Raw genomic sequence first — 19,607 nt, forward strand, 5'->3', positions numbered from 1 at the left:
TGCGATCTTTTGATCTTGATCTTAAAAAACAAAGTCAAAAGATCGCAGCCTTCGGCAGCTCCTACGGGGGAATTTTGTGCAATTTGTGCGACAGGTTTTAACACCGAAAATCAAGGTTTTGCCGGCCGAAAGCCGCGCCGGGCGAGGCGTCATGGCCCTTTCATACCACGAACTCTCTGTGGAAAACGCCGTCATACCCTTCAGTTTGAGCCTGCCGTCGAACGATTCGTCGGTCTGTCCCGCCACTTTCGAGATGGAGCATTTCCGTAGATGAGCACCCCAGCCAAGATTGCCCCAAAGCTGCCCGACAGCATTTTCCGCGCCTATGACATTCGCGGCACCGTGCCGGAATTCCTCAATGCCGAAACCGCTTACTGGATCGGCCGCGCCATCGGTTCGCAGAGCCTCGCTCAAGGTGAGCCGAATGTGTCCGTTGGTCGCGACGGCCGCTTGTCCGGCCCGGAACTGGTGGCAGAGCTGATCCGCGGTATCGCCGAGAGCGGCTGCCACGTCAGCGACGTCGGCCTGGTGCCGACACCGGCGCTGTACTACGCCGCCAACGTGTTGGCGGGCAAGTCCGGGGTCATGCTCACCGGCAGCCACAACCCGTCGAACTACAACGGCTTCAAGATCGTCATCGCCGGCGACACCCTCGCCAACGAACAGATTCAGGCCCTGCACGAGCGCCTCAAGACCAACAACTTGAGCAGCGGCAATGGCAGCGTCACCCAGGTCGAAATCCTCGACCGCTACAACACCGAAATCGTCCAGGACATCAAACTGGCCCGCCGCATGAAAGTCGTGGTTGACTGCGGCAACGGCGCGGCCGGCGTGATCGCCCCGCAATTGATCGAGGCGCTGAACTGCGAAGTCATCCCGTTGTTCTGCGAAGTCGACGGTAACTTCCCGAATCACCACCCGGATCCGGGCAAGCCTGAAAACCTCGTCGACCTGATCGCCAAGGTCAAGGAAACCAACGCCGACATCGGCCTGGCCTTCGACGGCGACGGCGACCGTGTCGGCGTGGTGACCAACACCGGCAGCATCGTTTACCCCGATCGCCTGCTGATGCTGTTCGCCCGCGACGTGCTGGAGCGCAACCCGGACGCGGAAATCATCTTCGACGTCAAATGCACCCGTCGTCTGGTGCCGCTGATCAAGGAATACGGTGGTCGGCCGCTAATGTGGAAGACCGGTCATTCGTTGATCAAAAAGAAAATGAAACAATCCGGTGCGCTATTGGCCGGCGAAATGAGCGGGCACATCTTCTTCAAGGAGCGCTGGTTCGGTTTCGACGACGGCATCTACAGCGCTGCACGGCTGCTGGAGATCCTCAGCAAGGAAAAATCCACCGCGGAAGAGCTGTTTGCGACTTTCCCGAACGATATTTCTACGCCGGAAATCAATATCCATGTGACCGAAGAGAGCAAATTCAGCATCATTGATGCACTGCACGACGCTCAGTGGGGTACAGGCGCTGACCTGACCACCATCGACGGCGTGCGAGTCGATTACGCCAAAGGCTGGGGCCTGGTGCGCGCGTCCAACACCACACCGGTGCTGGTGCTGCGCTTCGAGGCCGATGACGAGGCAGAACTTGCGCGTATCAAGGACGTGTTTCACGTCCAACTGAAACGTGTTGCACCTGATCTCCAACTACCGTTCTGATCCACCCGGAGCCCTGAATGACCCTCGAACGCGATGCCGCCGCCAACACTGCCAAGGTCCTGTCCGAAGCGCTGCCTTACATCCGACGCTATGTCGGCAAGACCCTGGTGATCAAATACGGCGGCAACGCGATGGAAAGCGAGGAGCTGAAAACCGGCTTCGCCCGCGACATCGTGCTGATGAAAGCCGTGGGCATCAACCCGGTGGTCGTGCACGGTGGCGGCCCGCAGATCGGTGATCTGCTCAAGCGCCTGTCGATCGAGAGCCACTTCGTCGATGGCATGCGCGTCACCGACGCCGCGACCATGGACGTGGTGGAAATGGTCCTCGGTGGTCAGGTCAACAAGAGCATCGTCAACCTGATCAACCGCCACGGCGGCAGCGCCATCGGCCTGACCGGTAAAGACGCCGAGCTGATTCGTGCGAAGAAGCTCACCGTCACCCGTCAGACCCCGGAGATGACCCAGCCGGAAATCATCGACATCGGCCACGTGGGCGAAGTCATCGGCATCAACACCGACCTGCTCAACTTGCTGGTCAAAGGTGATTTCATCCCGGTGATCGCGCCTATCGGCGTCGGTGCCAACGGCGAGTCGTACAACATCAACGCCGACCTCGTTGCAGGCAAAGTGGCTGAAGCGCTGAAAGCCGAGAAGCTGATGCTGCTCACCAACATCGCTGGCCTGATGGACAAGTCGGGCACTGTGTTGACCGGTCTGAGCACGCAGCAGGTCGACGATCTGATCGCCGACGGCACCATCTACGGCGGTATGCTGCCGAAGATCCGTTGCGCGCTGGAAGCGGTTCAGGGCGGTGTGGGGAGTTCGCTGATCATCGACGGTCGCGTGCCGAACGCAATCCTGCTGGAAATCTTCACCGACACCGGTGTGGGCACGCTGATCAGCAATCGCAAGCGTCCCTGATCGCTGAAACGTAAAAGATCGCAGCCTGCGGCAGCGCCTACAAAAACGAATTTCATCTGTATGAAATTTCCGTAGGCGCCGACGAAGACTGCGATCTTTTTTGCGCGCGAGAGAAACGTCTGACACTCATCAGCGAAGCGTCCGACATCGCGAAAGCAACAATCCCCATAGGATCTTCCCTGAATCCACAGGAGATCTTCCCCATGCAAAAAGACCACGTACCTTACGGCAGCGACGTTTCGGCAGGCACTTACGAGTGTGCCGATTGCGGACGCGAATACTCCAACCAGTCGAAAACCTCACTGCCACCCTGCCCCGACTACCAACCCAGCACTCATGTGCTCAATGGCTGGAATATCTCGAGCGGTCAGGGCGATGCACCGGCAGATCCGTACCCGGGCCAGTCTGCCAACTAGCCGAAAATAAAAAGACCCCGTTCAGCCTGACTGAACGGGGTCTTTTTTTGCACCGCAATCCCTGTAGGAGCGAGCTCTCACAGGTTTGTCACAAAGCCATCAAACGCCAAACTGGGCGCGATACGCTTCAACGGCTGGCAAATGCTGCTTGAGCTGCGGATCATCAGCGAGGAATTCGAGCACCTGATTCAGCGAAACGATGCTGATCACCGGGATGCCGAAGTCGCGCTCGACTTCCTGGATCGCCGACAACTCGCCGTTGCCACGCTCCTGACGATTCAGGGCGATCAGCACGCCGGCGGCCTTGGCGCCGTCCTGGGAAGCAATGATCTGCATCACTTCGCGGATCGCGGTGCCAGCGGTGATCACGTCGTCGATGATCAGCACGTCGCCGGTCAGCGGCGCGCCGACCAGGCTGCCACCTTCGCCGTGAGCCTTGGCTTCCTTGCGGTTGAAGCACCATGGCAGATCACGGTCGTGATGCTCGGCCAGCGCCACAGCGGTGGTGGCCGCCAACGGGATGCCTTTGTAGGCCGGGCCGAACAGAACGTCGAAAGGAATGCCGCTTTCGGCGATGGCTGCAGCGTAGAAACGCCCCAGTTGCGCCAGGGCCGAACCCGAGTTGAACAGGCCGGCGTTGAAGAAGTAGGGACTGGTGCGCCCGGACTTCAGGGTGAACTCACCGAAGCGCAAAACGCCGCGATCGATGGCAAAACGAATGAAATCGCGCTGATACGCTTGCATGAAAAAAACCCCAAATACCACGGATTTAGCTAATTAGCTTGACGCCGTGTATCATACACGCACGCGATTTTTGGGGCCATTTATGCGGATCATCAGTGTGAACGTCAATGGTATTCAGGCTGCAGTCGAGCGTGGTTTGCTCAGTTGGCTGCAAGCACAGAATGCCGACGTCATCTGCCTGCAGGACACCCGTGCCTCCGCCTTTGAACTGGATGACCCAGCCTTCCAACTGGATGGCTACTTCCTTTATGCCTGCGATGCTGAAGTCCCTGCCCAAGGTGGCGTGGCTTTGTATTCGCGGTTGCAACCGAAGGCTGTCATCAGCGGTCTCGGTTTCGAGACGGCCGACCGCTACGGGCGCTACCTGCAAGCAGATTTCGACAAAGTCAGTATTGCCACCTTGCTGCTTCCTTCGGGGATGAACGGCGATGAGGACTTGAACCAGAAGTTCAAGCTCATGGACGACTTCGGCAAGTACCTGGACAAACAGCGACGCAAACGTCGCGAGTACATTTATTGTGGCTCGCTGTACGTGGCGCAGCAGAAGCTCGACATCAAGAACTGGCGCGACAGCCAGCAATCCCCGGGCTTCCTGGCGCCAGAACGCGCCTGGATGGACGAGATTGTCGGCAACATGGGTTATGTCGATGCCCTGCGCGAAGTCAGCCGCGAAGGCGACCAGTACAGCTGGTGGCCGGACAACGAGCAGGCCGAGATGCTCAATCTGGGCTGGCGTTTCGACTATCAGATCCTGACGCCAGGACTGCGACGCTTCGTGCGCAGCGCACGCCTGCCACGTCAGCCGCGGTTCTCGCAGCACGCACCGCTGATCGTCGACTACGACTGGACGCTGACGATCTAAGCGTCGATTCGCCGTACAAAAAAATGCCCGTATCGCAAGATACGGGCATTTTTCATGCATCAGTCAAAACCTAGATAGCCACAAAGAACGGCAGCGCCAGATACAACTTGATCACGATGACATTGATGATGTCGATGAAGAACGCCCCCACCATTGGCACCACCAGAAACGCGATCTGCGAAGGTCCAAAGCGTTGTGTCACCGCCTGCATGTTGGCGATGGCGGTCGGTGTCGCGCCGAGGCCGAAACCGCAATGCCCCGCTGCCAGCACAGCCGCGTCGTAGTTGCTGCCCATCACCCGGAACGTCACGAAAATCGCGAACAGCGCCATGACCAGTGCCTGCACCGCCAGGATGATAAAGATCGGCAACGCCAGCGCAGCCAGATCCCACAATTTGAGCGACATCAGGGCGATTGCCAGAAACAGCGACAGACTGACGTTGCCCAGCACCGAGACTTCACGCTCAAACACCTGATACACGCCCAGCGCCGAAAGGCCGTTGCGCAACACCACACCCACAAACAGCACGCAGACAAACGTCGGCAATTCGAGCGCAGTCCCTTGCAGCCAGCCATTGAGCAGGCTGCCGGCCAGAAGGCTCACGGCAATCAAGGCCAGGGTTTCGATAAACGAAAAGGGTGTGATCGAGCGTTCTTTGTTCGGTTGTTCAAAACCCTTTGGCAGCCGCGGCGCTTCCTGTTGATTGCAACCCGGCACTTCGACGCGCTTGATCAGCAAGCGCGCCACGGGGCCTCCGATCAGACCACCCAACACCAGACCAAACGTCGCGGAGGCCATCGCCAGCTCGGAAGCCGAAGCCAGACCGTACTTCTCGCTGAACACTGTGCCCCATGCGGCTCCGGTACCGTGACCACCCGCCAGGGTAATGGACCCGGTCAGCAGCCCCATCAACGGGTCAAGCCCGAGCAGGGTTGCCAATCCGATACCCATCGCGTTCTGCACCACCAGCAGCCCGGTGACTGCCAGCAGGAATATCCCGACAATGCGCCCGCCTTTCTTCAGGCTGGCGAAGTCGGCACTTAGTCCAATGGTGGCGAAAAAGGCCAGCATCAGCGGCGTTTGCAGCGAAGTATCAAAGCGCACTTCAATATTGAATGATCGCAGAATCAACAATAGCAATGCGACCACCAAGCCCCCGGCCACGGGTTCAGGGATATTGTAACTGCGCATGAAACCAACACGTGTAACAAGTCCGCGCCCAAGTAAAAGTACCAGGGAAGCGGCCACGAGCGTTCCGTAAAAATCGAGCTGAATCATAGGGATTATTCTTGGCTAGATATTCATGGGCGAATTGTTTACCTGCATCCGCCCCATGAACTGGCTGATTGTCTCAACACTGATTACTGAGGAATTCAAGAGCCTTCGTTGGCTTGAATATATCGAAATATTTCAGTAGCAATATCACGCGGGTGCCAACTCTACCAACCGCCAAACCTGATTGCCAAGGACATGGGCAGTCACTGGCGTACGCAGTTGTGACTAAAAATGTAGTTGATGGATTTATACGAATTATTAACTACCAGTCATCGCTGCCAGATAATTCCTACATACAAAAACCGAATATTTAAGTTACGAAAATAAAAATGCCCTGACATGTCAGGGCATTTTTTAAGTATTGCTAAACACTATTTATTTAATCAGCCGCCAGGTAAATGGATAACGGTAAGGAAAACCCTCGTTAGCCTTCACACCGGCAATAATCGTCAGAATCAACGCGCCGATGGCCAACAGACCAAACAGAAAGAATCCGATAATCAGCACCATCAGCAGGAAGCAGATCGCCGATGCTATGGCGACGGTGATCTGAAAGTTCAGCGCCTCTTTACCCTGCGCATCGATGAACGGATCCATCTCGCGCTTCATCTGCCACAGGATCAGCGGCCCGATCAGCGTACCGAACGGAATCCAGATCCCCAGCAAGGCGGACAAGTGACAAAACATCGCCCATTGGCGAACCTCCTGGCTCGGTTTGGGCAGCAACTCTTGCTCACTCATCGCGTACTCCTTGCGGTTATGAACCTGCTCAGTCGGCCAGTGCAGCCTTTTGCAGTTCAAAGATCTCGTTCATGCCTTTCTTGGCCAGCTCCAGCATGGCGTTCAGGTCTTCAGGCTGGAACGGCGCGCCTTCAGCAGTACCCTGCACTTCGATGAAACCACCGGTGCTGGTCATCACCACGTTGAGGTCGGTCTCGGCAGCGGAATCTTCAAGATAGTCCAGATCCAGCACCGCCTCGCCCTGATACATGCCAACCGATACCGCGCCGATCATTTGCTTGAGCGGGTCGCCGCCTTTGAGGCCGCCGCGCTTCTTGATCACTTTCAACGCATCAACCAGCGCAACCATGGCGCCAGTGATGGACGCAGTGCGAGTACCGCCATCAGCCTGGATCACGTCGCAATCGACATACAGGGTCACATCGCCCAGCTTGGACATGTCCAGCGCAGCGCGCAGGGAACGACCGATCAGACGCTGGATTTCCAAGGTACGACCGCCCTGCTTGCCACGGCTGGCTTCACGCTGGTTACGCTCGCCGGTGGCGCGCGGCAGCATGCCGTACTCGGCGGTCAGCCAACCCTGGCCTTGGCCCTTGAGGAAACGCGGCACGCCGTTTTCGACGCTGACGGTACAGATGACTTTGGTATCACCGAATTCGACCAGCACCGATCCTTCGGCGTGTTTGGTGTAGTTGCGGGTAATGCGGATCGAGCGGAGCTGATCGGCAACGCGACCACTTGGACGTTTCATAGGAAATACCTGTACTGGGGACGGAAAACTGCCGAGCATTATAGAGCGCTGCACCGCGACTGGGCACTGCTTAAAAAATCCGCGCGACGACCGAAGCCCCTGAAACACGCATTACCGACGGGCTGCAGCCCTTTGTCACACCGTGTGTTTGGGCGCATTCGCCGCACTGCGCTACAATCCTGCGCCTTTGCTGCCAGTCGGCTTACATTCATTGATATCGCGCCTGCGGAACGACTGTTCCGCGCCGATCTGCATTGCGAGGTCACCGCCATGGTGCACAGCATGACCGCCTTCGCCCGCGTCGAGAAAGCCGGCGTCCAGGGCACCCTGAGCTGGGAACTGCGCTCGGTCAACAGCCGCTATCTGGAACCGCACCTGCGCCTGCCGGAGTCGTTTCGCGACCTCGAAGGCGCGGTGCGTGAAGCGCTGCGTCAGGGCCTTTCGCGGGGCAAACTGGAATGCACCCTGCGTTTCACCGAAGAAAGCACCGGCAAGGCGCTGCAAGTCGATCGCGAGCGCGCCGCGCAACTGGTCGCCGCCGCCGAAACCATCGCTGGCCTGATCAAAAACCCTGCGGCATTGAACCCGCTGGAAGTGCTGGCCTGGCCCGGCGTGCTGGTCGGCGATGCGACGGATCCGCAGGCACTCAACGCCGAGGCGCTGGCCCTGTTCAATCAAGGCCTGAAAGAGTTGAAGGCTGGTCGCGAGCGCGAAGGCGCGGAGCTGGCCCGGTTGATCAACGAGCGCCTGACCTCGATCGAAGAAGACGTCGTGACCCTGCGTGAACTGGTGCCGCAGATGCTCGCGACTCAGCGCCAAAAGGTCCTCGACCGCTTCGCCGACATGAAGGCCGAGCTCGACCCGCAGCGCCTCGAACAGGAAATGGTCATGCTCGCGCAAAAGAGCGATGTGGCCGAAGAACTGGATCGCCTGAGCACCCATATCATCGAAGTTCGCCGGGTACTGAAGTCCGGCGGTGCGGCCGGTCGTCGCCTCGACTTCCTGATGCAGGAGCTCAACCGCGAAGCCAACACACTGGGCTCCAAGGCCTTCGATCCGCGCAGCACCCAAGCCGCCGTCAACCTCAAGGTGTTGATCGAGCAGATGCGCGAACAAGTGCAGAATATTGAGTAAGGCAACCCTGACATGACCCACAGCACCGGCACCCTGTACATCATTTCCGCCCCTTCGGGCGCAGGCAAGAGCAGTCTGGTCAAGGCTTTGACCGACGCCAAACCGGAGATCCGCGTTTCGGTTTCGCACACCACCCGCGCCATGCGTCCGGGCGAAGTGGACGGCGTGAACTACAACTTCGTCTCCCGCGAAGCCTTCGTGAAAATGGGCGAGCATGGTGATTTCCTCGAGCGTGCCGAAGTGTTCGGCAATCTCTACGGCACCTCGCAAAGCCACCTGCAGCAAACCCTGGACGCCGGCCACGATCTGATTCTGGAAATCGACTGGCAAGGCGCCGAGCAAGTGCGCAAGCTTATGCCGCAGGCGCGGTCGATCTTCATCCTGCCGCCGTCGCTGCAAGCCCTGCATCAGCGCCTGACCAACCGTGGCCAGGACAGCGACGAAATCATCGACGGCCGCATGCGTGAAGCCGTCAGCGAAATGAGCCACTACGTCGACTACGACTACTTGATCATCAACGACGATTTCGCTCACGCACTGGACGATTTGAAGGCGATTTTCCGCGCCAATCAGCTGATTCAGAAGCGCCAGCAGCAGCTTCATGGCAAATTACTGGCCGAACTGCTCGGTTAATCAGCACTTCCCAAAATGCCTGCAAGCGCTTTACATTGGTGCTTGCAGCGCGTTGAAGGGCTTGGTTAAAAAATCAGCGCTTCCCTAATCGCTGGTGATTTTTTAAACTGTTGAGTCCGCTCGCCCAACCGGGCAGCGCGCATCTTGCATTCGCTCCGAGGAATACCATGGCCCGCGTAACCGTTGAAGACTGCCTAGAACACGTGGATAACCGCTTTGAGCTGGTCATGCTCTCTACCAAGCGTGCCCGTCAACTGGCCACCGGCGGCAAAGAGCCACTGGTCCAGTGGGAAAACGACAAGCCGACCGTCGTCGCCCTGCGTGAAATCGCTGAAGGCCTGATGAGCTACGAGTTCATCGCCGAGCAGGAAATCGTTCACGAAGACCCGGTCTTCGCTGCGTTCGAGGACGAGTCCAACGAGGCCGTCTAAGCCTATGCCTGGTCGACGTAGCACGGCGCGGGAACACAGCCTACGGCAGGAGTCATCATGCCGAGCATAGACGCCCTCGCCGATCGCTTATCGACCTACCTCGGCAATGACCAGGTCAACCTGGTCCGCCGAGCGTATTTCTACGCCGAACAAGCCCATGACGGTCAGCGCCGTCGCAGCGGCGAGGCGTACGTCACGCATCCTCTTGCCGTGGCCAATATTCTTGCCGACATGCACATGGACCATCAGAGCCTGATGGCCGCGATGCTGCATGACGTAATCGAAGACACCGGTATCGCCAAAGAAGCGCTGCAAGCGCAGTTCGGTGAAACCGTGGCCGAACTGGTCGACGGGGTCAGCAAACTGACCCAGATGAATTTCGAGACCAAGGCCGAAGCCCAAGCCGAAAACTTCCAGAAAATGGCCATGGCCATGGCGCGCGATATTCGCGTGATCCTGGTCAAACTCGCCGACCGCCTGCACAACATGCGCACGCTGGAAGTGCTGTCCGGCGAAAAACGCCGGCGGATCGCCAAGGAAACCCTCGAAATCTACGCGCCCATCGCCAACCGGCTGGGCATGCATGCGATCCGCATCGAATTCGAAGACCTCGGCTTCAAGGCCATGCACCCGATGCGTTCCGCACGGATCTACCAGGCGGTCAAACGCGCCCGGGGCAACCGCAAGGAAATCGTCAACAAGATCGAAGAATCCCTCGGCCATTGCCTCGCGATCGACGGCATCCAGGGTGAAGTCAGCGGTCGCCAGAAACACCTCTACGGCATCTACAAGAAAATGCGCGGCAAGCGTCGGGCCTTCAACGAGATCATGGACGTCTATGCGTTCCGGATCATCGTCGACAAGGTCGATACCTGCTACCGCGTGCTAGGTGCTGTACATAATTTGTACAAACCGTTGCCGGGCCGCTTCAAGGATTACATCGCGATCCCCAAGGCCAACGGCTATCAGTCGCTGCACACCACGCTGTTCGGCATGCACGGCGTACCGATCGAGATCCAGATCCGCACCCGCGAAATGGAAGAGATGGCCAACAACGGCATCGCTGCCCATTGGCTGTACAAATCCAGCGGTGACGAGCAGCCAAAAGGCACTCACGCCCGCGCCCGTCAGTGGGTCAAAGGCGTGCTGGAAATGCAGCAACGTGCCGGCAACTCGCTGGAGTTCATCGAGAGCGTGAAGATCGACCTGTTCCCGGACGAGGTCTACGTGTTCACGCCAAAAGGCCGGATCATGGAGCTGCCGAAAGGCTCCACGGCGGTCGACTTTGCCTACGCGGTGCACACCGACGTCGGTAACAGCTGCATCGCCTGCCGGATCAACCGACGCCTCGCACCGCTGTCCGAACCGCTGCAAAGCGGTTCCACGGTCGAGATCGTCAGCGCCCCCGGCGCACGACCAAACCCGGCGTGGCTCAACTTCGTCGTCACCGGCAAGGCGCGCACGCACATTCGTCATGCGCTGAAACTGCAACGCCGCTCCGAGTCCATCAGCCTCGGCGAACGCCTGCTGAACAAAGTCCTCAACGGTTTCGACAGCGCGCTGGAGAAGATCCCGGCCGAACGCGTCAAGGCGATGCTCACCGAGTACCGCCTCGAACTGATCGAAGACTTGCTCGAAGACATTGGCCTGGGCAACCGCATGGCCTACGTGGTCGCACGTCGCCTGCTGGGCGAAGGCGAACAACTGCCAAGTCCGGAAGGCCCGCTGGCGATTCGCGGCACCGAAGGTCTGGTGCTCAGCTACGCCAAGTGCTGCACGCCGATCCCGGGCGACCCGATTGTCGGGCACTTGTCGGCGGGCAAAGGCATGGTCGTGCACCTGGATAACTGCCGCAATATCAGCGAAATCAGGCACAACCCGGAAAAATGCATCCAGCTCTCGTGGGCCAAGGATGTCACCGGCGAATTCAACGTCGAACTGCGCGTCGAGCTGGAACACCAGCGTGGCCTGATCGCCCTGCTGGCCAGCAGCGTCAACGCAGCCGACGGCAATATCGAGAAAATCAGCATGGACGAACGCGATGGTCGCATCAGCGTTGTCCAGTTGGTGGTCAGCGTCCACGACCGTGTGCACCTGGCCCGCGTGATCAAGAAGCTGCGCGCCTTGACCGGGGTGATCCGCATCACCCGCATGCGTGCATAACTCAACCATTACAAGGAGTCATACATGACCAAGACTGTTATCACCAGCGACAAGGCCCCGGCCGCCATCGGCACTTATTCCCAGGCGATCAAGGCGGGCAACACCGTTTACATGTCGGGTCAGATTCCTCTGGACCCAAAAACCATGGAACTGGTTGAAGGCTTCGAAGCCCAGACCGTCCAGGTGTTCGAGAACCTCAAAGCCGTGGCCGAAGCTGCCGGCGGTTCGTTCAAGGACATCGTCAAACTGAACATCTTCCTCACCGACCTGAGCCACTTCGCCAAGGTCAACGAGATCATGGGCAAGTACTTCGACCAGCCGTACCCGGCCCGCGCCGCCATTGGCGTGGCTGCCCTGCCAAAGGGTTCGCAGGTTGAAATGGATGCCATTCTGGTCATCGAGTGATGCGCACGGCGCGGCCTTCAACGCCGCGCCGACTGCTCAGCAAGAAAAGGTTTTGAAAGGATTCCACCATGCGCAAAGCGCTAGCTCTCCCGCTGCTCGCCATTTTCCTCGGCGGCTGCGCCAGCAACCCTGCCGATCGTGATATCAGCGGCACCTGGATCAATCAGGTGGCGATTGATGCTGCAGCCAAGGGCGGCCCCCTGCGCGAAGCGCTTCAGGCGTATGGCCCGAACCTGGAGTGGGACGTCAACACCAAGGCCAGCCAGGCCCGCTACACCAACGGTTTTGAGAACGTCGAAGGACGGCTGCTGGGTGAACAATCCGGCGCCTGGAAAGTCGACTTCTATGGCAGCTCCGCCAGCGAGCTGAAACGTGATGGCGGGCAACTGCAACAGGCCGCCAGCGATAATGAGCCGGAGCAACTGTTCGATCGCGCACAGATTCCGGTGCCGGAAGGCGCGCCGATTGGCGCCAGCTTCGAACGCGCGCTGTATTCGGCATATCTAGGCGGTGACTGGAAAATCACCAGCGGCCAGGGTGAAGGCAGCACCGTGCAATTCCAGGCGGACGGTCAAGTCTCCGGTTTGCCGGGGGCTGATCGTTACGCATTGTGTCTGGCGGGCGATTGCGCGTCGATGAGCAACGGCAACGACAGCATGTGGCTGCAACAGAACGGTCAGGGCAACAACTGGATCTTTGTGCGCAAGGGCAAAGAGCTGGAAATTCTCCAGGCGGTGAATGCTGCTTTGGCAGATGAGCAACCGCAGTTCACCGCGGGTGAGCGCAAGTGGTTGCTCGAGAAGCAGTGACCCGCTTCTGAATTCGCAGACATCCCCTGTAGGAGTGAGCCTGCTCGCGATAGCGGTGTAACAGTCAGCACAAGTGTTGAATGTTATGGCCTCATCGCGAGCAGGCTCACTCCTACAGTTGTTTTTGGGGTGTCTCGAATTCAGGATTGACCTTCAAGAATCGCGGTATAGCCTTCGCGGTAGCTCGGGTACGTCGGCGTCCAGCCCAATGCCTTCACACGCGCATTGCTGCAACGCTTGCTGCCCGTGCGCCGAACGCTGGCGTCTTCCGCCCATTCGGTTACGCCCAGGTATTCACGCAACCATCCGACCACTTCCGCCAACGGTGCCGGCGCATCGTCGACACCGATGTAGAAATCCTCCAGCTTCACGCCCTGACGACCTTTCTCCAGCAGAAACGCCAGCAACCCGGCGGCGTCGTCAGCATGAATCCGGTTGCCATACAGCGGCGGATCAATTGCAACACGATAACCGCGACGCACTTGAGTCAGCAGCCATTCGCGGCCCGGGCCGTAGATGCCGGTCAGGCGCAGGATGCTCGCCGGGATGCCGCTGTTGAGCGCGACCTGTTCCGCTTCCAGCATCAGGCGCCCGGAATAGCCCGCCGCCACTGTCTCGGACGCTTCATCAACCCACTCGCCGTCCTGCTGCCCATACACGCTGCTGCTGGACACGAAGATCAGTCGCTCGGGCACTTGCCCGTAGTCATCCAGCCAGCTCAGCACGTTCTGCAAACCTTGAACGTAAGCGGCGCGGTAACCGGCCTCATCGTGATCGGTGGCCGCGGCGCAATACACCAGGTAATCCACCGCTCCCACCGGCCAGGTCGCCGGGCAGTCTTCATTGAACAGGTCGCCGGCAACGCCGATCACACCGGCAGGCAGCTTCGAAACATCCCGGCGCAAGCCGTGAACTTCCCAGCCAGCCGCCAGCAATTGCGTGGCCAGACGACTGCCGACATCACCACAACCGGCAATCAAAACAGAAGGCGCGGACATCAAAAAACTCCCATCGGAAAGGCACAGACTAGCGCCGGCAAGGGACGAGCGGCTAGCAATGTAGGAAAAAAAGATACTCTATTACTTTTGTTAACAAGAATTACTTGCAATAATGCACGCCACTTTTGTTCTCGGCCTTACGAGGCCTGGTAGAGCATCACCGTTTTTCTATCTCAGGTCCGGCCAGCATGACACGTAATCAAATCCCCGCTTCGCCAACCAAACGACCTCGCGTTTTTAGCGCGGTGGCGGCACTGTTGCTCAGCTTGATGCTGGCACCGACCGCTGCGTTCGCCGACGCTCAAGCGCCCGCCGCACCAGCCGCTACCGAACAGCACGCCCCAACCGCCGAGGCGCCAGCTGCTGCTCCGGCTGCCACCGATCCGGTGCAGGCTGTCGATGCTGCCGACGTGCCTGAAGTGCTCGAGGCCGACAACAGCTTGGGCATGGCACACGACCTGTCGCCGTGGGGCATGTACCAGAACGCCGACATCATCGTGAAAATCGTGATGATCGGTCTGGCCATCGCTTCCATCATCACCTGGACCATCTGGATCGCCAAAGGCTTCGAGCTGATGGGCGCCAAGCGTCGTCTGCGTGGTGAAATCGCCGCCCTGAAGAAAGCCACCACCCTGAAAGAAGCCAGCGCCACCGCCGGTAAGGAAGGCACTCTCGCCAACCTGCTGGTGCACGACGCGCTCGAAGAGATGCGCCTGTCGGTCAACAGCCGCGAGAAAGAAGGCATCAAGGAACGCGTCAGCTTCCGCCTCGAGCGTCTGGTAGCAGCCTGCGGTCGCAACATGAGCAGCGGCACCGGCGTGCTCGCCACCATCGGTTCCACCGCGCCGTTCGTCGGTCTGTTCGGTACCGTGTGGGGCATCATGAACTCCTTCATCGGCATCGCCAAAACCCAGACCACCAACCTCGCCGTTGTGGCACCGGGCATTGCAGAAGCACTGCTGGCCACCGCACTGGGCCTGGTTGCCGCGATCCCTGCCGTGGTGATCTATAACGTGTTCGCCCGCTCCATCGCCGGTTACAAGGCGCAGGTTTCCGATGCTTCGGCAGAAGTCCTGCTGCTGGTCAGCCGCGACCTCGACCACCAGCCTGAGCGCAGCTCTCAGCCGCACATGGTCAAAGTGGGGTAATCGGCCATGGCCCTGCATTTGAAAGAAGGCGCAGACGACGATCTGGCCGAGAACCACGAAATCAACGTCACGCCGTTCATCGACGTGATGCTGGTGCTGTTGATCATCTTCATGGTGGCTGCTCCGTTGGCCACCGTGGACATCAAAGTCGACCTGCCTGCCTCGACCGCCAAACCGGCGCCGCGGCCAGAGAAACCGGTGTTCCTCAGCGTCAAGGCTGACCAGCGCCTGTTCCTCGGCGAAGACGAAGTGAAACCCGAAGCACTGGGCGCCACTCTCGACGCCAGAACCAAAGGCAAGAAAGACACCACCATATTCTTCCAGGCTGACAAAGGCGTGGATTACGGTGACCTGATGAGCGTGATGGATAACCTGCGTTCCGCCGGTTACCTGAAGGTCGGTCTGGTCGGACTTGAGACGGCAGCCAAGAAATGATCACGACGCGCCATAAGCTGACGCGTTACAGCGGTAGCCTGGCCGTGGTGCTGGGCGTTCATGCGCTGGCCATCGCGCTGGCGCTGAACTGGACCGCCCGCCCGCCCATCGAATTGCCGCCACAGGCAATGATGGTCGAGCTGGCCCCGGTTCCAGCCCCGCCACCGCCTGCTCCGCCGAAAGTCGTCACACCGCCGCAGCCACCGGCTCCGGTCGAAGAGTTTCCGATTCCGAAACTGGCCGAAGCACCGAAAGCTGAAATCGCGGTGCAGAAGCCCAAGCCGAAGCCAAAGTCTAAACCGCCGAAGCCGGTCGAGAAGAAGCTGCCCGATCCGCCTAAGGAAAAACCTTCCGAGGAAAAACCGGCTGATACGCAACCAACTCAGGCACCGACGGAAAAATCCGCCCAGCCTGCACCGGGCCCGTCGCCTGCGCAGATGGCGGCCAAAGCCAGTTGGCAAGGCACCCTGCTCGCGCATTTGGCCAAGTACAAAAAGTATCCGCAAAGCGCACAGGCGCGGAATAAGGAAGGCGTGAACCGTCTGCGTTTTGTGATGGATGGTGAAGGTAATGTGTTGTCGTTCGAACTGGTGACCCGCTCCGGCAACGCTGATCTGGACCGGGCTACCCTGGAAATGATCCGCCGCGCGCAACCGCTGCCCAAGCCACCGGCCGACATGCTGAACAACGGCTCGATCGAAATTGTTGCGCCGTTTGTTTATTCCCTCGACCGCCGCCGCTAAGCAACACCGCAATACCTGTGGGAGCTGGCTTGCCAGCGATAGCGGTGTGTCAGAGAAGGATTTATTAGCTGATCCACCGCAATCGCTGGCAAGCCAGCTCCCACAAGGTTCTCCGCTAGCGGAGAGAACCAAGGCAAAAAGGCACCGAAAGGTGCCTTTTGCATATCCACTCGCGGCAAACCCACATTACCCGGTGTCGCATTCCTCACCCAGTCTGATAACGTGCGTCTATCGATTGCAGCCGGTATGCTTGGCCCGCATCTTCATGGACGCTTGCTATGACCCTCACAGAATTGCGCTACATCGTTACCCTCGCCCAAGAGCAGCATTTCGGCCACGCGGCCGAGAAATGCCACGTCAGCCAGCCGACCCTGTCGGTGGGCGTGAAGAAACTTGAAGACGAACTCGGTGTGCTGATTTTCGAGCGCAGCAAAAGCGCCGTGCGCGTGACCCCGGTCGGCGAAGGCATCGTCGCCCAGGCGCAGAAAGTCCTTGAGCAAGCCCAAGGCATCCGCGAACTGGCCCAGGCCGGCAAGAACCAGCTGACCGCACCGCTGAAAGTCGGCGCGATCTACACCGTCGGCCCGTACCTGTTCCCGCACCTGATTCCACAACTGCACCGGGTCGCCCCGCAGATGCCGTTGTACATCGAAGAAAACTTCACCCACGTGCTGCGCGACAAACTGCGCAACGGCGAGCTCGACGCGATCATCATCGCCCTGCCGTTCAACGAAGCCGACGTGCTGACCCTGCCGCTCTACGACGAACCGTTCTACGTCCTGATGCCGGCCCAGCACCCGTGGACGCAAAAAGAAACCATCGACGCTGGCCTGCTCAACGACAAGAGCCTGCTGCTGCTCGGTGAAGGGCACTGTTTCCGCGATCAGGTTCTCGAAGCCTGCCCGACCCTGACCAAGGGCAACGACGGCGCCAAACACACCACGGTCGAATCCAGCTCGCTGGAAACCATTCGCCACATGGTTGCGTCCGGTCTGGGGATTTCGATCCTGCCGCTGTCGGCAGTCGACAGCCATCACTACGCCCCTGGCGTGATCGAAGTGCGTCCACTGTCGCCGCCGGTGCCGTTCCGCACCGTGGCCATTGCCTGGCGCGCGAGCTTCCCACGGCCGAAAGCCATCGAGATCCTCGCCGACTCCATTCGCCTGTGCTCGGTGGCCAAGCCAGCGGCGCCGGTTACGGCCGGTTAAGCGAGCGTCATGACTGAGCTGTCGCAAGTGTCGGTGACGGCACTCAAGGGTGTCGGCGAAGCCATGGCCGAGAAACTGGCCAAGGTCGGTCTTGAGAACCTTCAGGACGTGCTGTTCCACCTGCCGCTGCGCTATCAGGATCGTACCCGCGTGGTGCCGATAGGCCATTTGCGACCGGGACAGGACGCCGTGGTCGAAGGCACCGTCAGCGGCGCCGACGTGGTCATGGGCCGCCGTCGCAGCCTCGTCGTGCGTTTGCAGGACGGCACCGGCGGACTCAGTCTGCGCTTCTACCATTTCAGCAACGCGCAGAAAGAAGGCCTCAAGCGCGGCACGCGGGTGCGCTGCTACGGCGAAGCCCGGCCCGGCGCCTCCGGACTGGAAATCTACCACCCGGAATACCGCGCCATTACCGGTGACGAACCGCCGCCAGTGGATGAAACCCTGACCCCGGTCTATCCGCTCACCGAAGGCCTGACGCAACAGCGCCTGCGCCAGTTGTGTATGCAGACGCTGACCCTGCTCAAGCCCGATACCCTGCCCGACTGGCTGCCGACTGAACTGGCGCGCGACTATCAACTGGCGCCACTGGCCGATGCGATTCGCTACCTGCATAACCCGCCCGCCGATGCCGATGTCGACGAACTCGCCCTCGGCCATCACTGGGCGCAGCATCGCCTCGCCTTCGAAGAACTGCTGACCCATCAGTTGTCGCAACAACGTCTGCGCGAAAGCATGCGTTCGTTGCGCGCGCCAGCGATGCCGAAAGCCAAGAAGCTGCCGCCGAAATACCTGGCCAACCTCGGCTTCAACCCGACCGGCGCCCAGCAACGCGTTGGCAACGAAATCGCCTACGACCTCAGCCAGCACGAGCCGATGCTGCGGCTGATTCAGGGCGACGTGGGCGCGGGTAAAACTGTGGTTGCTGCCCTCGCCGCGTTGCAAGCGCTGGAGGCCGGTTATCAAGTCGCGCTGATGGCGCCGACCGAGATCCTCGCCGAACAACATTTCATCACTTTCAAGCGCTGGCTCGAACCGCTGGGCATTGAAGTGGCGTGGCTGGCCGGCAAGCTCAAAGGCAAGAACCGCGTCGCCGCGCTGGAGCAGATCGCCAGCGGTACGCCGATGGTGGTCGGCACCCACGCGCTGTTCCAGGACGAAGTACAGTTCAAGAATCTGGCGCTGGTGATCATCGACGAACAGCACCGCTTCGGCGTGCAGCAGCGTCTGGCGCTGCGGCAGAAAGGCGTCGGCGGGCGCATGTGCCCGCATCAACTGATCATGACCGCCACGCCGATTCCACGCACACTGGCGATGAGCGCCTACGCCGACCTCGACACTTCGATCCTCGACGAACTGCCGCCGGGGCGAACCCCGGTCAATACCGTGCTGGTCACCGACACCCGCCGCGTCGAAGTCATCGAACGGGTGCGTGGTGCCTGCGCCGAAGGCCGTCAGGCCTATTGGGTGTGCACGCTGATTGAAGAGTCCGAAGAGCTGACCTGTCAGGCCGCCGAAACCACGTTTGAAGACCTCACCCTCGCCCTCGGCGAGCTGAAAGTCGGGCTGATCCACGGGCGCATGAAACCCGTCGAGAAGGCGGCCGTCATGGCCGAATTCAAGGCCGGCAACCTGCAACTGCTGGTCGCGACCACGGTGATCGAAGTCGGCGTCGACGTGCCCAACGCCAGCCTGATGATCATCGAAAACCCCGAGCGCCTCGGCCTCGCGCAACTGCACCAGTTGCGTGGTCGTGTCGGTCGGGGCAGCGCCGCCAGCCATTGCGTGCTGCTCTACCATCCGCCGCTGTCGCAGATCGGTCGCCAGCGCCTGGGCATCATGCGCGAGACCAACGACGGTTTCGTCATCGCCGAAAAAGACCTCGAACTGCGCGGCCCCGGGGAAATGCTCGGCACACGCCAGACCGGCCTGCTGCAATTCAAAGTCGCCGACCTGATGCGCGACGCCGACTTGTTACCCGCCGTGCGCGATGCTGCGCAAGCCCTGCTGGAACGCTGGCCAACCCACGTCAGCCCGCTGCTTGATCGCTGGTTGCGTCACGGGCAGCAATACGGCCAAGTGTGAGCACCGTCGCAGTTTCTGACAGATCGTTCTGACC

At 59.8% G+C, this 19,607-nt stretch carries 19 protein-coding genes and 1 pseudogene; 15 read left to right on the top strand and 5 right to left on the bottom strand.

Translation table 11 applies throughout. The features are described from left to right. Window positions 1-291: 291 nt before the first annotated feature. From EJA71_RS15835 to EJA71_RS15845, 3 genes and pseudogenes are all read left to right on the top strand, one after another. Window positions 292-1,668 (top strand): annotated as a pseudogene (locus tag EJA71_RS15835) (phosphomannomutase/phosphoglucomutase); the annotation flags it as partial. A 17-nt stretch (window positions 1,669-1,685) separates the two neighbouring features. Beyond that, the gene (gene argB / locus EJA71_RS15840) at window positions 1,686-2,591 is read left to right on the top strand and encodes an acetylglutamate kinase (protein WP_064389560.1); all 906 of its coding nucleotides are present in this window, start codon (window positions 1,686-1,688) and stop codon (window positions 2,589-2,591) included. Window positions 2,592-2,794: 203 nt separating this feature from the next. Then, entirely contained in the window at window positions 2,795-3,007 is a 213-nt protein-coding gene (locus tag EJA71_RS15845) for a hypothetical protein (RefSeq protein WP_158958325.1), read from the top strand. A gap of 99 nt (window positions 3,008-3,106) precedes the next feature. On the opposite strand, the gene pyrE is transcribed toward EJA71_RS15845, so the two are convergent. Further along, window positions 3,107-3,751: an orotate phosphoribosyltransferase gene (pyrE, locus tag EJA71_RS15850; RefSeq protein ID WP_008078597.1), complete on the bottom strand. Its 645-nt coding sequence runs from the start codon at window positions 3,749-3,751 to the stop codon at window positions 3,107-3,109. A gap of 82 nt (window positions 3,752-3,833) precedes the next feature. On the opposite strand from pyrE, the gene EJA71_RS15855 reads away from it, so the two are divergent. After that, the gene (locus EJA71_RS15855) at window positions 3,834-4,613 is read left to right on the top strand and encodes an exodeoxyribonuclease III (RefSeq protein WP_007920349.1); all 780 of its coding nucleotides are present in this window, start codon (window positions 3,834-3,836) and stop codon (window positions 4,611-4,613) included. 70 nt (window positions 4,614-4,683) lie between these two features. Here EJA71_RS15855 and gltS read toward each other — a convergent pair whose 3' ends face one another. From gltS to rph, 3 genes are all read right to left on the bottom strand, one after another. Continuing rightward, window positions 4,684-5,892, bottom strand: coding sequence for a sodium/glutamate symporter (gene gltS / locus EJA71_RS15860; protein ID WP_158958327.1), 1,209 nt, complete (start codon window positions 5,890-5,892; stop codon window positions 4,684-4,686). A 372-nt stretch (window positions 5,893-6,264) separates the two neighbouring features. After that, window positions 6,265-6,630 carry a DUF4870 domain-containing protein gene (locus tag EJA71_RS15865; RefSeq protein WP_122594510.1) on the bottom strand — a complete coding sequence of 122 codons (366 nt, stop codon included), beginning with the start codon at window positions 6,628-6,630 and terminating at the stop codon, window positions 6,265-6,267. Between the two features lie 28 nt (window positions 6,631-6,658). Then, window positions 6,659-7,381, bottom strand: a complete 723-nt coding sequence (gene rph, locus EJA71_RS15870; protein WP_122594509.1) for a ribonuclease PH — start codon at window positions 7,379-7,381, stop codon at window positions 6,659-6,661. Between the two features lie 270 nt (window positions 7,382-7,651). Between rph and EJA71_RS15875 the strand changes: the two genes are divergently transcribed. The 6 genes from EJA71_RS15875 (at window position 7,652) to EJA71_RS15900 (ending at window position 12,956) form a co-directional block, all read left to right on the top strand. Beyond that, window positions 7,652-8,515 (top strand): YicC/YloC family endoribonuclease, encoded by an 864-nt coding sequence (locus tag EJA71_RS15875; RefSeq protein WP_158958329.1) that lies wholly within the window; start codon window positions 7,652-7,654, stop codon window positions 8,513-8,515. A gap of 12 nt (window positions 8,516-8,527) precedes the next feature. Beyond that, window positions 8,528-9,148, top strand: coding sequence for a guanylate kinase (gmk, locus tag EJA71_RS15880; protein WP_122594507.1), 621 nt, complete (start codon window positions 8,528-8,530; stop codon window positions 9,146-9,148). Window positions 9,149-9,315: 167 nt separating this feature from the next. Continuing rightward, complete coding sequence (rpoZ, locus tag EJA71_RS15885) at window positions 9,316-9,579, top strand: DNA-directed RNA polymerase subunit omega (protein ID WP_122594506.1); 264 nt, start codon at window positions 9,316-9,318, stop codon at window positions 9,577-9,579. A 57-nt stretch (window positions 9,580-9,636) separates the two neighbouring features. After that, window positions 9,637-11,742, top strand: coding sequence for a bifunctional GTP diphosphokinase/guanosine-3',5'-bis pyrophosphate 3'-pyrophosphohydrolase (gene spoT, locus EJA71_RS15890; protein WP_064589822.1), 2,106 nt, complete (start codon window positions 9,637-9,639; stop codon window positions 11,740-11,742). Between the two features lie 24 nt (window positions 11,743-11,766). Further along, complete coding sequence (locus tag EJA71_RS15895; RefSeq protein ID WP_003229509.1) at window positions 11,767-12,147, top strand: RidA family protein; 381 nt, start codon at window positions 11,767-11,769, stop codon at window positions 12,145-12,147. 68 nt (window positions 12,148-12,215) lie between these two features. Further along, window positions 12,216-12,956: a hypothetical protein gene (locus EJA71_RS15900; RefSeq protein WP_158958331.1), complete on the top strand. Its 741-nt coding sequence runs from the start codon at window positions 12,216-12,218 to the stop codon at window positions 12,954-12,956. A 140-nt stretch (window positions 12,957-13,096) separates the two neighbouring features. Here EJA71_RS15900 and EJA71_RS15905 read toward each other — a convergent pair whose 3' ends face one another. Then, entirely contained in the window at window positions 13,097-13,954 is an 858-nt protein-coding gene (locus EJA71_RS15905) for an SDR family oxidoreductase (RefSeq protein WP_158958333.1), read from the bottom strand. 188 nt (window positions 13,955-14,142) lie between these two features. Here EJA71_RS15905 and exbB point away from each other — a divergent pair, with 188 nt between their 5' ends. The 5 genes from exbB (at window position 14,143) to recG (ending at window position 19,573) form a co-directional block, all read left to right on the top strand. Continuing rightward, window positions 14,143-15,102: a tonB-system energizer ExbB gene (exbB, locus tag EJA71_RS15910; RefSeq protein WP_158958335.1), complete on the top strand. Its 960-nt coding sequence runs from the start codon at window positions 14,143-14,145 to the stop codon at window positions 15,100-15,102. Between the two features lie 6 nt (window positions 15,103-15,108). Continuing rightward, a complete protein-coding gene (gene exbD, locus EJA71_RS15915) occupies window positions 15,109-15,537 on the top strand; it encodes a TonB system transport protein ExbD (RefSeq protein ID WP_158958337.1) in 429 nt (142 codons plus the stop codon). Further along, window positions 15,534-16,280 carry an energy transducer TonB gene (locus EJA71_RS15920; protein ID WP_158958339.1) on the top strand — a complete coding sequence of 249 codons (747 nt, stop codon included), beginning with the start codon at window positions 15,534-15,536 and terminating at the stop codon, window positions 16,278-16,280. Before exbD ends, EJA71_RS15920 begins: the two co-directional genes overlap by 4 nt. Window positions 16,281-16,558: 278 nt before the next feature. Beyond that, window positions 16,559-17,488 carry a hydrogen peroxide-inducible genes activator gene (locus tag EJA71_RS15925; RefSeq protein WP_158958341.1) on the top strand — a complete coding sequence of 310 codons (930 nt, stop codon included), beginning with the start codon at window positions 16,559-16,561 and terminating at the stop codon, window positions 17,486-17,488. A 9-nt stretch (window positions 17,489-17,497) separates the two neighbouring features. Beyond that, window positions 17,498-19,573, top strand: coding sequence for an ATP-dependent DNA helicase RecG (gene recG / locus EJA71_RS15930; protein WP_158958343.1), 2,076 nt, complete (start codon window positions 17,498-17,500; stop codon window positions 19,571-19,573). Window positions 19,574-19,607: the final 34 nt, after the last annotated feature.

The sequence above is a fragment of the Pseudomonas sp. PB106 genome, from assembly GCF_009764645.1.
Taxonomy (GTDB): domain Bacteria; phylum Pseudomonadota; class Gammaproteobacteria; order Pseudomonadales; family Pseudomonadaceae; genus Aquipseudomonas.

Bases quoted from the DNA above. Each gene is read 5' to 3' on its own strand.
- EJA71_RS15875 (WP_158958329.1), top strand. From the start codon at position 7,652: ATGGTGCACAGCATGACCGCCTTCGCCCGCGTCGAGAAAGCCGGCGTC.
- EJA71_RS15925 (WP_158958341.1), top strand. From the start codon at position 16,559: ATGACCCTCACAGAATTGCGCTACATCGTTACCCTCGCCCAAGAGCAG.
- EJA71_RS15855 (WP_007920349.1), top strand. From the start codon at position 3,834: ATGCGGATCATCAGTGTGAACGTCAATGGTATTCAGGCTGCAGTCGAG.
- gmk (WP_122594507.1), top strand. From the start codon at position 8,528: ATGACCCACAGCACCGGCACCCTGTACATCATTTCCGCCCCTTCGGGC.
- recG (WP_158958343.1), top strand. From the start codon at position 17,498: ATGACTGAGCTGTCGCAAGTGTCGGTGACGGCACTCAAGGGTGTCGGC.
- exbB (WP_158958335.1), top strand. From the start codon at position 14,143: ATGACACGTAATCAAATCCCCGCTTCGCCAACCAAACGACCTCGCGTT.
- spoT (WP_064589822.1), top strand. From the start codon at position 9,637: ATGCCGAGCATAGACGCCCTCGCCGATCGCTTATCGACCTACCTCGGC.
- EJA71_RS15900 (WP_158958331.1), top strand. From the start codon at position 12,216: ATGCGCAAAGCGCTAGCTCTCCCGCTGCTCGCCATTTTCCTCGGCGGC.
- EJA71_RS15920 (WP_158958339.1), top strand. From the start codon at position 15,534: ATGATCACGACGCGCCATAAGCTGACGCGTTACAGCGGTAGCCTGGCC.
- argB (WP_064389560.1), top strand. From the start codon at position 1,686: ATGACCCTCGAACGCGATGCCGCCGCCAACACTGCCAAGGTCCTGTCC.
- rph (WP_122594509.1), bottom strand. From the start codon at position 7,381: ATGAAACGTCCAAGTGGTCGCGTTGCCGATCAGCTCCGCTCGATCCGC.
- rpoZ (WP_122594506.1), top strand. From the start codon at position 9,316: ATGGCCCGCGTAACCGTTGAAGACTGCCTAGAACACGTGGATAACCGC.
- pyrE (WP_008078597.1), bottom strand. From the start codon at position 3,751: ATGCAAGCGTATCAGCGCGATTTCATTCGTTTTGCCATCGATCGCGGC.
- EJA71_RS15845 (WP_158958325.1), top strand. From the start codon at position 2,795: ATGCAAAAAGACCACGTACCTTACGGCAGCGACGTTTCGGCAGGCACT.
- EJA71_RS15895 (WP_003229509.1), top strand. From the start codon at position 11,767: ATGACCAAGACTGTTATCACCAGCGACAAGGCCCCGGCCGCCATCGGC.
- exbD (WP_158958337.1), top strand. From the start codon at position 15,109: ATGGCCCTGCATTTGAAAGAAGGCGCAGACGACGATCTGGCCGAGAAC.
- EJA71_RS15905 (WP_158958333.1), bottom strand. From the start codon at position 13,954: ATGTCCGCGCCTTCTGTTTTGATTGCCGGTTGTGGTGATGTCGGCAGT.
- EJA71_RS15865 (WP_122594510.1), bottom strand. From the start codon at position 6,630: ATGAGTGAGCAAGAGTTGCTGCCCAAACCGAGCCAGGAGGTTCGCCAA.
- gltS (WP_158958327.1), bottom strand. From the start codon at position 5,892: ATGATTCAGCTCGATTTTTACGGAACGCTCGTGGCCGCTTCCCTGGTA.